The sequence below is a fragment of the Nocardia sp. NPDC006630 genome, from assembly GCF_040611495.1.
Taxonomy (GTDB): domain Bacteria; phylum Actinomycetota; class Actinomycetes; order Mycobacteriales; family Mycobacteriaceae; genus Nocardia.
Genome location: NZ_JBEXOK010000005.1, coordinates 415,545 through 427,730, shown reverse-complemented (window position 1 = coordinate 427,730; position 12,186 = coordinate 415,545). Strand labels below are relative to the sequence as shown.

Genomic DNA, 12,186 nt, shown 5'->3' with positions numbered 1-12,186 from the left:
CGGGGGGTGCCGGGGGCCGATTCGGCACCGGGGCGCGCCACCGGTCGCGGATTCAGGCCTTACTCAGACAGCTCTATTAGCGTCGGGCCCGAGCAACGTCCGAGCTGCACCCGATACTGCCATGCCCGCACTTCAGGTAGAGGAGATTCGCGTTGACGTCCGAGCGCCCCTTCGCTCTCGATCGCCGTAAGTTCCTGATCGCGCTGGGGGTGTTGCCCGCCACCGCGCTGCTACCCGCCTGCTCCGATTCGGAAGCCGCGAATTCGGGCACGTCCGCGCCGCTGACCGGACCGGATATGGCGGGTTCGGATCCGGCCATCCGGCCACAGGACGATCTGTACCGATTCATGAACGGCACGTGGCTGCGCGAATATCAACTGCCGCCGGACAAGACGCAGTTCGGAACCTTCGACGAGGTCGCGGACCGGATCGAAGGGCAGCTGCGGGAGATCATCGAGGGCATTCACAATCCGCAGTCCGGGACCGATGCGCAGAAGATCCGCGATCTCTACGACGCGCGACTGGATGACACCGATATCGAGCGGCTCGGTATGACCCCACTCGACGATCTGTTCGCGAAGATCGATGCGGCGGCGACCAAGGCCGATCTGGCGCACGTCATGGGTTCGCTACCCGGGGTCGGGCTCATCGGGCTCGGCGTGAGCGTGGATCCCAAGAACTCCAATGCCTATCTGCCCGAGGTGGATCAGGCCGGTACCGGGCTGGATCAGCAGTACTACCTGAAGCCCGAGAATGCCGAAAAGCTCGGCGCCTACCGGAAATTCATGGAGCAGATTGCGGCCGGCGCGGGCTTCGCGGATCCGGCGGCGCTGGCCGATCGGGTAGTGGCGCTGGAGGGCCGGATCGCGGCGGGGCAGTGGGACAATGTGAAGCTGCGCGATACCGACGCCACCTACAATCTGCGCAGCTGGGCCGAAATGACCGCGCTGGCACCGGAATTCGACTGGGAACCGTGGTTGGCGGGCTGTACCGACCGGCCCCGCGACCTGTTCGCGAACCTCAATGTCGGGCAGCCGTCGTTCATCACCGCCGCCGGGCAGCTGTGGCAGCAGGTCGATATTGCCGGCTGGCGCGAATATCTGAAGCTGGGGCTGGTGCGCGCGTTCGCGGCGAATCTGCCCAAGGCCGTTGCCGATCCGAATTTCGATTTCTTCGGCAAGGTGATGAGCGGTATGCAGCAGCGGCCGGACCGGTGGAAGTCCGCGGTGTCGACGGTGAGCGGCAGTCTGGGCGATCCGCTCGGAAAGCTGTACGTGGACAAGCACTTTCCGCCGGAGGCCAAGCAGCGCGCGCTGGCCATGGTGGACGATCTGCGGGCCGCGTACAAGGACAACTTCACGAACTCCAGCTGGATGTCGCCCCCGACCCGGGCCGCGGCCATCGCCAAACTGGAGAAGATCACCGCGAAGATCGGTTATCCGGACAAGTGGGAGGACTACTCCTCGGTCACGATCACCCGGGGCAGGCTGATCCAATCCCTGCGCGCCGTGGACGAATACGGGTCGAAGCGCATGTTCGGGCGGCTGGGGACGCCTGTGGACAAATCCGAATGGGGCATGTCGCCGCAGACGGTGAACGCCTACTACAACGCCAGCGGCAATGAGATCGTCTTCCCGGCCGCCTTCCTGCAGCCGCCGTTCTTCGACAAGGATGCGCAGCCGGCCGTGAATTACGGTGCGGGCGGGGCGGTTATCGGCCACGAGATCGGCCACGGCTTCGACGATCAGGGCGCCAAGTACGACGGCGACGGGAATCTGCACGACTGGTGGACGCCGGAGGACAAGGCGGCCTTCGAGGCCAAGACCAAGGCGCTCATCGCGCAGTACAACGCGCTGGTGCCGGAGGGGCTGCCCGCGGACAAGCATGTGAACGGCGAGCTGACCGTCGGTGAGAATCTGGCGGATCTGCGCGGGCTGGAGATCTCGCTGTCCGCGTACCGTCTGCTCGAAAAGCGGGGCGGCACGGATACTCCCGACTTCAAGCCGATGTTCGAATCGTGGGGACGGACCTGGCGCACCAAGCAGACCGATGAATCGACCGAGACGCAGATCGCCGGTGATCCGCACTCCCCCGCGGAGTTCCGGTGCAATCAGGTGGTGCGCAATCTCGCCGATTTCTACACCACGTACGGGGTGCAGGAGAGCGATAAGGCGTTCCTGCCGCCGGATCAGCGTGTAAGTCTCTAGTCGAGAACAACCCACCGAAAGATAGAGGGAACACGTGACGTCGGGTCCGGTCCGGTTCGATCGACGAGCATTCCTGGTCGCGCTGGGGCTGGCGCCCGCGGCGGTAGCGCTCGTGTCGTGCAGCAGCGATACGGCGAACAAGACTCCGAGCGCGCCGCTCACCGGCCCCGATATGTCCGGCTCGGATGCGGCGGTGCGGCCGCAGGACGATCTCTACCGGTTCGTCAACGGCAAGTGGCTGCAGGACTATCAACTGCCGCCGGACAAGGTTTCGTTCGGCACCTTCAATGAGGTGAACGATCGGGTGGCGCAGCAGTTGCGCGAGATCATCGACGGCATCAAGGATCCGAAGGCCGGTTCCGAGGCCGAGCAGATCCGCGATCTGTACGACGCGCGAGTGGATCTGGATCAGATCGAGAAGCTCGGCATGACGCCGCTGGCCGATCTCTTCGACCAGATCGACAAGGCGGCGGGCAAACCGGAATTGGCCAAGGTGATGGGCGCGCTGCCGATCGGCGGGCTCATCGGGATCGGCGTCACCATCGACCGCAAGAATTCGACCGCGTATGTGGCATCGGTCAGCCAGTCCGGGATCGGGCTGCCGGAGCAGTACTTCCGCAAACCGGAGTTCGCGACGAAGGTCGCCGGATACCGCACGTATCTGGAGAAGGTCGCCGCCGCCGCGGGTTTCACCGATCCGGGCGGGATGGCCGGGCGGGTAATGGATCTGGAGACCAAGATCGCCGCGGGTTTCTGGGACAGCGTGAAGATGCGCAATTCCGATGCCACCTACAACAAGATGGCGTGGAGCGAGATGGTCGCGCTCGCACCGCAATTCGATTGGGATCCGTGGCTGGCGGGCTCCACCGGCCGGTCGAAGTCGCTGTTCGACACCGTGATCGTCGCCCAGCCGTCGTATCTGACGCATGCCGGAGGGCTCTGGCACGATGTGGACCTCGGCATCTGGCGCGAGTATCTGAAGCTGTATCTGGTTCGCACCTTCGCGCTGTATCTGCCGCAGGCCATTGTCGATATCAACTTCGACTTCTTCGGCCGGGTGATGCAGGGGCAGTCGCAGCGGCGGCAGCTGTGGGAGTACGGCGTCGCCATCGTGGACGGCAACCTCGGCGAACAGCTCGGAAAACTGTACGTGGACAAGCATTTTCCGCCCGAGGCCAAGAAGCAGGCGCTGGCCATGGTGGACGATCTGCGGGCCGCGTACAAGGACAATTTCATGAACTCGACGTGGATGTCGCCCCCGACCCGCGATCTCGCCGTGGCCAAGCTCGCGAAGATGGGCGTCAAGATCGGCTACCCCGACAAGTGGGACGACTACTCCGGACTGCAGATCACGCGCGGCAAACTCATCGAATCCTTGCGCGCCGTCAGCGCTTTCGATAACAAGCGGGCCTTCGATCGGCTGGGCACACCGGTCGACAAATCCGAGTGGGGCATGACCCCGCAGACGGTCAATGCCTCGTATACCCCTGTCAACAATGAGATCTCGTTCCCCGCCGCTTTCCTGCAACCGCCGTTCTTCGACCTCGCGGCCGAGGCCGCCGTGAACTACGGTGCGGGCGGCGCGGTCATCGGGCACGAGATCGGGCACGGCTTCGACGATCAGGGTTCCAAGTACGACGCCGACGGCAATCTGAAGGATTGGTGGCCGCCGGCGGACCGGGCGGCCTTCGAGGCGCGCACCCGGAAGCTGGTCGATCAGTACAACGCGCTGGTGCCGGCCGGGCTGACACCCGATCAGCATGTGAACGGCGAACTCACCCTCGGTGAGAATGTGGCCGACAACCGCGGACTGCAGATGGCCCTGGCGGCCTACCGTATTTCCCAGCAGCGCAACAAGATCGACAAGGTGGATTACACGCCCATGTTCGAGGCGTGGGGTCGTAATTGGCGGGAGAAGTCCACCAAAGAGGCCGCCGAGAACCGCCTGGAGGACGTGCACTCCCCCGGTGAGTGCCGGGCCAATCAGGTGGTGCGCAATCAGGCGGAGTACTACGAAACCTTCGGCGTGAAAGAGGGCGACAAGCTCTTCCTGCCGGAGGATCAGCGCGTCAGCTTCTGACGGCGGGGACCGAAAACGATTGCGGTTCAGGCCGGGTCGGCGAAATGCTGGTCCACCAGCTGCGCCGGCGCGGCCAGCCGCCAGGAATCCGTCACGATGGCCTCCAGTTCCGCGAGGTCGTCGAGGGCGTGCAGCCGCACCCGCACCCACGCGCTGTACGCCTCGTGCCCGGCCACCCAGAATTTGTCCGGTTCGGCCAGTACCAGCTCGTCCCGATCGGCCATCGGGCACCGCACCGCCATCGACGTCTCCGCCTCGGGCAGGGTCAGGAACAGTTTCCCGGCCACCCGGAACGTGGGCATCCCCCACTCGAACAGCTCCCGCACCTGTGGCAGTGCGAGCACCGCCGCCCGAACCTCATCCGCACTCACCGTCATGCCCGCGATCTTCCCAGCCGAGTACGACAGACCGGCCACGGGCGGGCGCCGGAAGCTGTTGCCGCTTCGATCCCGGAAGGGTCGGTCTATCGCAATCCTGGTCGATTAGGTTAGGGTTGCATAAGTACGCGTTCGGGAGATTGAGCAATGGAGCGTTTGGTGCCGGAGAGTATGTCCACCGTCGAGCGTCTTCGGCTGGTGGACGAATGGGCCAACGGAGTCGACCTGTACGACGTGCCGTCCGTGGAGAGCCTGATCGAATACGGGCGTCGAGTGCCGGTATTGCGGACGGCCGTGCGCTACGGCGGGCACATCCTCACCTATGCCGAACTCTTCGATCGCCTGGACGGCGGCGTCATCGGCTCTGCCGGACCCTCGCTGGACGGCCTGGCCCGGCTGCTCTGCGAAATCGCCGCCGCCGCGAACAATGACTCCACCCTCATGCTCGGTGATTCGGGCATCGGCCTGACGGCCGAGGCGCTGGCCGCCGCCGCGGACGATCGCCGCGCCGTGGTCGCCGCGCACCGCGAATGCCGCGTCGATCGCGCCTTCGGTTCCGCCGACGTCCGCCTGTTCGCCACCCGCTGGGACTGCGCCGACGCCGCGGTGGAACTGCTCGCCGCGCTCGCCGACGGTGCGACCCTGGTGCTGGCCACCGAGGCGCAGCGCCGGGCCCCGGCGGCGCTGGCCGAACTCATCGCCACCTGCGCGGCGACCCATGTGGTCGCCGATGCGCGCACCCTGACCGGGCTGGCGGATCTGCCCGCGCCCGCGCTGCCGACGGTGCGGCGCTGGGATGTCACCGGAACCGACTGCCCGGTAATACTTTCCGGTCTGCTGCGCGCCGTCGCCGCGGGTTCGGTGGCCGGATTCGCCTATACCGCACCCGAATACGCCGGTGTCGCCGCACGTGGGCCGCTCGACGGCTCGGGCCGGGTCCGGCCGATTCCGGGCGCTCGCGTGCTGGTGCTGGACTCGGCGCTGCGACCGGTCGCGCCGGGGACGCCGGGTGCGATCTATCTCGGCGGCGCGGCGCTGGCGGCCGAATCCGCAACGGGATTCGTCGCTGACCCGTTTGTCCCCGGCGGTCGCCTGACCCGCACCGATGCCCGCGGCCGCTGGACGGCCGACGGCTGGCTGGTCCTCGACGCGGCCGAATCTCTCGATATGACAGTCGCTTCCACCGTGACAGATCGGATAATTCCGGTCACGGACGACGAAGTCGACTACGCGGCCTGAACTTTGCGCGAATAAACAACGGAACATCGCGATCTGGCCTGAACGGGTGATCTCCGGCGATATCGTGGAACTCACCCAGTGGCCACCGGGTGCGAGGAAGCGCCCGGGTGCCATCGAACTTGGTTCTCACCGTTCCCGACGGTGACGTCCCCCTCAACGGTGTTGGAGTCGTCCACGCCGAATCCGCATGCGGTGCTGCCGAGTCGAGCGCACCGGACGGTATTCCCCCGGCCATGGTCGCCAGGTCGACGCCCGAATAACCCCGGGCGCCGATGGTTGTGTTCCGGAAGGAGTGGCTATGAGCGCCACATTCGAATCAGCACCGAACCCGCGTGAACGACTTCGCATCGCGATGGTGGTCCCCCCGTATTTCGATATTCCGCCCAAGGCGTACGGCGGCGTGGAGTCCGTGGTCGCGGATCTGGTGGACGCCCTCGTCGAGCGCGGTCACCATGTCACGCTGCTCGGCGCGGGCGAGAACGGGACCAAGGGTCGGCTGCTGCCGCTGTGGGATCGGATACAAGCCGACCGGTTGGGTGATCCGTTTCCGGAAGTCCTGCACGCCTTGAAGGTTCGGCGCGCGCTGGAACGATTGGCGGTGACCGACGGCCTGGATCTGGTGCACGACCACACCTTCGCCGGACCGCTCAATATGCCGGTGTACCGGGACCTCGGACTGCCGATGGTGGTCACCGTGCACGGTCCGGTGAACGGCGATCCGTACACCTACTACAGCGAACTGGGCGGTGATGCGCATCTGGTGGCCATCAGTGATCGGCAGCGCTCGCTCGCTCCGGACCTGAATTGGGTTGGCCGCGTACACAATGCGGTGCGTGTGGAAGATTGGCCCTATCAGCCGGAGAAAGAGGACTACGCTCTCTTCCTGGGTCGGTTCACCGAGGAAAAGGCGCCGCATCTGGCGTTGGAGGCGGCGCATGCCGCCGATATTCCGCTGGTACTCGCCGGAAAGTGTGCGGAACCGCCCGAACTGCGCTATTTCGACAGTGCGGTGAAGCCATTGCTGACCGAGCGCGATCACATGTTCGGTATGGCCGATGCCGCCGCCAAACGCAGACTGCTCGCGGGGGCGCGCGCTCTGCTGTTCCCGGTGCTCTGGGAGGAACCGTTCGGCATGGTGATGATCGAAGCGATGGTCTGCGGCACCCCCGTGGTGGCGCTGCGCGGCGGCGCTGTCGCCGAGGTGATCGTCGACGGTGTCACCGGCCGCATCTGCGACGATCCGTCCGAATTGGCCACGGCCATCAAGGAAGTCCAGACCTACGATCCGCTGGCCATGCGTGATCACGTGATCGCCAACTTCGGTGCGGACACGCTCGGCCGCGGCTACGAGGACATCTACCGCCGGGTCGTCGGGGCACACAAACCGCAGCGCAGCGGACGCGCCGCGACGCCGCACGGCTGGTCCGCCAATGCCGCACATCAATCGCTGCCGGCTCCCGCACGCGGCGCCGGCACCGGCCCGGGACGCGCGGCGCCGAACAAGGTGAGCCGCACCGCCATTACCTGAAAGCCCATATGAGGAAGGGTCTGCATTGAACGAAGAGGTTCCGGCCGCACTGAACGCCGGTGAGCCATCCGCCCTGGGTGGCTCCGGTGGTGCGGTGACGCTGGTGGCGGGCAGCACCTTCTGCCTGTCGGATCGGCTCGGGGATGTGGAGCCGGGCACCCCGTACGGCTTGTTCCATCGGGATGCGCGCGTCATATCCCGATGGGAACTGCGGCTGGACGGGCAGCGGCCGGAGCCGCTGTCGGTATTGAGCCCGGAGGCCTTCACCGCCCGGTTCATACTGCGCCGGCCCCCACGGGCCGGCGCAGCGGACAGCACCGTGCTCATCGTGCGGGAGCGGCTGGTCGCGGACGGGCTCCGCGAAACCATCACGGTGGAGAACATGGGGCGCGAAACCACCGCTGTCGATCTGCAATTGCATATCGACGCGGATTTTGTGGATCTGTTCGCGGTGAAGGAGGGCCGCACGGCCAGCGCCCGCGCCGAGATCCTGGTCGCGGATACGGAGTTGCTACTAACTGACCGGTCGGATCGATCGCGCGGCTTGTCGGTCTCCTCCTCGGAAGAGCCTGTGGTGCTGCCGGGTTCGCTGTCCTGGCGGGCGGTGGTGCCCGCCGGGGGCAGCTGGAAAACCGAGATCGTGGCGCAGCCGACGCTCGGTAGTCAGCCCGCGCACTCGCCACTGCGGGCCGGTGAGGAGTTCGAATTCAGCGAGCCGAGCCGCAATATGCGCGCCTGGCGCGATACCGCCGCCAATATCACCGCGGCCGATCCGCAGCTCGCCCTGGTGCTGCAGCGCACCGAAAGCGATCTGGGCGCCCTGCAGATTCACGATGCCGCGCGGGGCGGCCGGCCCTTCGTGGCCGCCGGTGCGCCGTGGTTCATGACCCTGTTCGGCCGCGATTCACTGCTCACGGCGTGGATGGCGCTGCCGCTGGATGTCGGCCTGGCGCTCGGCACCATGCAGCAGCTGGCGGAGATGCAGGGGCAGCGCGAGGATCCCCTGACCGAGGAGGAGCCGGGCCGCATCATGCACGAAATGCGGCGCGGTCCGGCCAGCGGGCAGGTGCTCGGCGGTGAGACCTATTACGGAACCATCGATGCGACACCGCTTTTTGTCATGCTGCTGGCGCAGGCGCGGCGCTGGGGCGCCGATGCCGAGGCGGTGCAGGCGCTGCTGCCCGCCGCCGATGCCGCGCTCGAGTGGATCGCCGATTACGGGGATCGTGACGGCGACGGCTTTGTGGAGTACCGGCGCGCCACCGATCGCGGCCTGATCAATCAGGGCTGGAAGGACAGTTTCGACGGCATCAACGATGCCGCCGGACATCTGCCGGAACCGCCGATCGCATTGTGCGAGGTACAGGGTTACGTATATGCCGCGCTGCAGGCGCGCGCCGAGCTGGCCGAGGAGTTCGGCGACGGCACCACCGCCGAGCATCTGCGCGACCGTGCCGCCGAATTGCGGACCAAGTTCGCGGAAGCCTTCTGGTTGCCCGAAAAGGGCTGGTTCGCAGTGGCTGTGGACGGCAATAAGCGGCGGCTGGATTCGCTCACCAGCAATATCGGGCACTGCCTGTGGTCGGGCATCGTCTCCGACGAGCATGCGACCGAGGTGATCCGGCATCTCGCCTCGGACGATATGGATACCGGATTCGGTTTGCGCACTTTGTCTTCCAGCATGGGTGCGTTCAATCCAATGAGTTACCACAATGGTTCGGTGTGGCCGCACGACACCGCCATCGCGGTGGCCGGGCTGCTGCGCTACCGCCATATTCCCGGCGCTGTCGACCTGGCCACCCGCCTTGCCGAGGGGCTGCTCGATGCGGCCGGGGCCTTCGGCGGCCGACTGCCCGAATTGTTCTGTGGTTTCCCGCGTTCCAAGTTCGCCGCACCGGTCCCCTACCCGACCTCCTGCTCACCGCAGGCCTGGGCCAGCGCGGCACCGCTGCTGCTGGTCCGGTCGTTCCTCGGACTGGATCCGGATGTGCCGCGCCGCTCGCTCACGGTGCTGCCGCACCTGCCCGAGCGGTGGGGCCGGGTCGAACTCACCGATCTGCGGCTGGGCGGCGCGATGATCGATCTGGTGGTGGAGGGTGATCGGGTCACGACCTCGAATCTGCCCGACGATTGGCAGCTGATCACGCACTGACACAGCGGTATCGAGGCAGCACCGGCCGACCCCGGCAGAGTCGGCCGGTGCTGTCGTATCAGCTCTCGGCGGCCGCGCGGTAGCCGCGGACGGCGAGCACGCCGAACACGGCGGCCAGACCGGCCGACCAGGCGGCGGTCTGCAGCAGCGGGGTCGCGATCGGGCCGCCCAGGACGAAACCGCGCATGGCCTCGATGGCACAGCTCATGGGCTGGGCGCGGACTATCGGCTGAATGACGTCCGGGTAGTTGTCCAGCGGGACGAAGCCCGAATTGAAGAACATGGCGATGAGCACCACGATGGCGGCCAGCTGCACCACCTTGTCACCGATTCGGCTGACGCCGACCAGGATCACCGCCGGGGTGAAACCCGCGATGACGATGACCGGAACCGCCAGCACGCCGAAGAAACCGGGCCAGCCCTGCTGGAAGCGCAGGCCGAGCAGCATGCCGATGGCCACGACGACGAGGGTGACCACGGCGGCGCGCACACATTCGGCGAGCAGGCGGCCGAGCATGCTCGCGGAACGGTGAATGGGCAGCACCCAGAAACGGCGCAGCAGGCCGCTCTGCCGTTCGCCGTAGAGCGACAGGCCGGTGCCCATCGCGCCGTACATAGCGCCGGCGATGGCGATCATGGGCACGAATCCGTAGATCGGATCGACGCCGGCGGCGGCGCCCAGGGAGCGCTTCAGCACCAGATCGAACATGAGCAGCAACAGAACCGGCAGCATCAGGGTGCTGGTCATCACCTCCTGCTGCCGGGTCCAGCGGCGCAGCAGCCGGCCGGTTTCGATGAGCGATTGGCTCAGCAGAGATCCGGCATCGGCCGGAAGCTGTGCTGTCGCTGTGGTTTCCGCGCTCATGCCCGCCGTCCTTCGGCTCGAATCGCCAGTACCGCACCCACGATCAGCAGTCCGCCGATCCACAGTGCGGCCACCCAGAGTTCCGGCGGGTACCGGCCGTCGGACAGGCCGCGCAGTGCGGCGGTCACCTGGGAGACCGGTTGATTGCGCACCCAGCCCTGAATCCAGCCCGGGAAGCCTTCGGCGGGAACGAATCCCGTGGAGGTCATGACCAGCAGCAATTGCGGGACGAACAGCACCGTGGCGCCGAGTTCCGGATTGCGGGTGGCGGTACCGAGCGCGTCCGCGCCGATCACCACCGCGGTCCCGAACGCCAGCGCCACCAGTACGAACACCGATGCCGCTGTGATGTCGTGGAATCGGAAGCCGAAGGCGATGCCCACGACGAGAGCGCTGATCAACGCGGCACAGCCGCGCACCAGATTCGCGGACATGCGGGCGGCCACCGGCACCCACGGGTGCACCGGCAGCGAGCGCAGCCGAGTGGCCATACCGCCCGTCTGCTCCCGTCCGGCACGGTCACCGGCGAACATGGCGGTGAAGAACATGGCGTACACGGCGGTCAGCGGCAGCAGATACTGGGCGAAGTCGATTCCGGCCGCCAGCATGGACTTTCGCAGCGGAATATAGAAGCAGATGTAGATGACCACCGGCGCGGCCAGCGCCAGCACCACATCGCCCTCGCGGAAAGCGGCGCGAATACCGCGCTCGCTCAGGGCGCTCCACTGCAGTCCGGCTGGAATACGCATGATCGGAGCCTGATTCATGCCGGAGACTCCACCGCGGCGGGCTTGGTCAGTTCGATGAAGACCTCGTCGAGCGAGGGGCGGCGCAGCGCGATATCGATCAATTCGATACCGCTGCCGGTGATTCGGTGCAGCGCCTCGGTCAGGGTGGCGGCGCCGCCAGGAGCGGGCAGTGCCACCCGGTCCGCGGAATCGGGGACGGTGACCTCACCCAGTCCGGCCAGTGCGGTGACCAGTCGCGGCACATCGGCGGCGTCGACCGGGACCACCTCGCAGTAGCTGGAACCGGAGCGGGCCTTGAGCTGATCGGCGGTGCCCTCGGCGATGACGGTGCCCTGGTCGACCACAATGATGTTGTCGCTCAGCGCATCCGCCTCCTCCAGGTACTGCGTGGTGAGCAGCACCGTGACGCCCTGCTGCTTGAGTTCACGCACCAGCGCCCACAGGCTCTGCCTGCTGACCGGGTCCAGCCCGGTGGTCGGCTCGTCGAGGAAGACCACGCGCGGCGGGCGCACCAGACCGCAGGCGATATCGATGCGCCGCCGCATACCGCCGGAGTACTGGCCGACCCGGCGATCGGCGGCCTCGGTGAGCGCGAACTGTTCGAGCAGTTCGTCGGCGCGCACCTTCGCCTGTTTGCGGTGCAGGCCGAGCAGCCGGCCGAACAGCACCAGATTCTCGCGGCCGGTCAGCACCTCGTCGAGGGCGGCGTACTGACCGGTCAGCATGATGGAGGCGCGGACCTCGGTGGGCTGACGGACCACGTCGTATCCGGCCACCAGCGCCCGCCCCGCATCCGGTCGCACCAGGGTGGACAGCACCGAGACCGTGGTGGTCTTGCCCGCGCCATTGGGCCCGAGCACCCCCAGCACCGTGCCCGCGGGCACGGTGAAGCTGATGCCCCGCAGGGCTTTCACCGTCCCGAACGACTTTTCCACGGACTCGACGACGATTGCGTCATCCGGTTCCGGCACCGTGTTCTCCGTCCTCAT

9 protein-coding genes are annotated in these 12,186 nt (G+C 66.7%); 5 read left to right on the top strand and 4 right to left on the bottom strand.

What is annotated here, in order from left to right:
- The first annotated feature begins 152 nt into the window (after window positions 1-152).
- Together ABZX86_RS16965 and ABZX86_RS16960 are read left to right on the top strand one after the other, a co-directional pair.
- Window positions 153-2,207 (top strand): M13 family metallopeptidase, encoded by a 2,055-nt coding sequence (locus tag ABZX86_RS16965; RefSeq protein WP_355124395.1) that lies wholly within the window; start codon window positions 153-155, stop codon window positions 2,205-2,207.
- 34 nt (window positions 2,208-2,241) lie between these two features.
- Complete coding sequence (locus ABZX86_RS16960) at window positions 2,242-4,287, top strand: M13 family metallopeptidase (protein WP_355124393.1); 2,046 nt, start codon at window positions 2,242-2,244, stop codon at window positions 4,285-4,287.
- A 26-nt stretch (window positions 4,288-4,313) separates the two neighbouring features.
- On the opposite strand, the gene ABZX86_RS16955 is transcribed toward ABZX86_RS16960, so the two are convergent.
- Window positions 4,314-4,664 carry an MmcQ/YjbR family DNA-binding protein gene (locus tag ABZX86_RS16955; protein WP_355124391.1) on the bottom strand — a complete coding sequence of 117 codons (351 nt, stop codon included), beginning with the start codon at window positions 4,662-4,664 and terminating at the stop codon, window positions 4,314-4,316.
- A 159-nt stretch (window positions 4,665-4,823) separates the two neighbouring features.
- Between ABZX86_RS16955 and ABZX86_RS16950 the strand changes: the two genes are divergently transcribed.
- The 3 genes from ABZX86_RS16950 (at window position 4,824) to ABZX86_RS16940 (ending at window position 9,583) form a co-directional block, all read left to right on the top strand.
- Window positions 4,824-5,903, top strand: a complete 1,080-nt coding sequence (locus ABZX86_RS16950; RefSeq protein ID WP_355124389.1) for an AMP-binding protein — start codon at window positions 4,824-4,826, stop codon at window positions 5,901-5,903.
- Window positions 5,904-6,201: 298 nt separating this feature from the next.
- Window positions 6,202-7,431, top strand: a complete 1,230-nt coding sequence (locus ABZX86_RS16945; protein ID WP_355124387.1) for a glycosyltransferase family 4 protein — start codon at window positions 6,202-6,204, stop codon at window positions 7,429-7,431.
- Between the two features lie 25 nt (window positions 7,432-7,456).
- Entirely contained in the window at window positions 7,457-9,583 is a 2,127-nt protein-coding gene (locus tag ABZX86_RS16940) for a glycogen debranching N-terminal domain-containing protein (protein WP_355124385.1), read from the top strand.
- Between the two features lie 58 nt (window positions 9,584-9,641).
- Here ABZX86_RS16940 and ABZX86_RS16935 read toward each other — a convergent pair whose 3' ends face one another.
- From ABZX86_RS16935 to ABZX86_RS16925, 3 genes are read right to left on the bottom strand one after another with little or no spacing between them, the layout of a single operon-like run.
- The gene (locus tag ABZX86_RS16935) at window positions 9,642-10,448 is read right to left on the bottom strand and encodes an ABC transporter permease (RefSeq protein WP_355124383.1); all 807 of its coding nucleotides are present in this window, start codon (window positions 10,446-10,448) and stop codon (window positions 9,642-9,644) included.
- On the bottom strand, window positions 10,445-11,197 hold the full coding sequence (locus ABZX86_RS16930; RefSeq protein WP_355124381.1) for an ABC transporter permease: 753 nt from the start codon (window positions 11,195-11,197) through the stop codon (window positions 10,445-10,447). Before ABZX86_RS16930 ends, ABZX86_RS16935 begins: the two co-directional genes overlap by 4 nt.
- Window positions 11,198-11,211: 14 nt before the next feature.
- Window positions 11,212-12,168 carry an ATP-binding cassette domain-containing protein gene (locus ABZX86_RS16925; RefSeq protein ID WP_355124379.1) on the bottom strand — a complete coding sequence of 319 codons (957 nt, stop codon included), beginning with the start codon at window positions 12,166-12,168 and terminating at the stop codon, window positions 11,212-11,214.
- Window positions 12,169-12,186 lie beyond the last annotated feature (18 nt).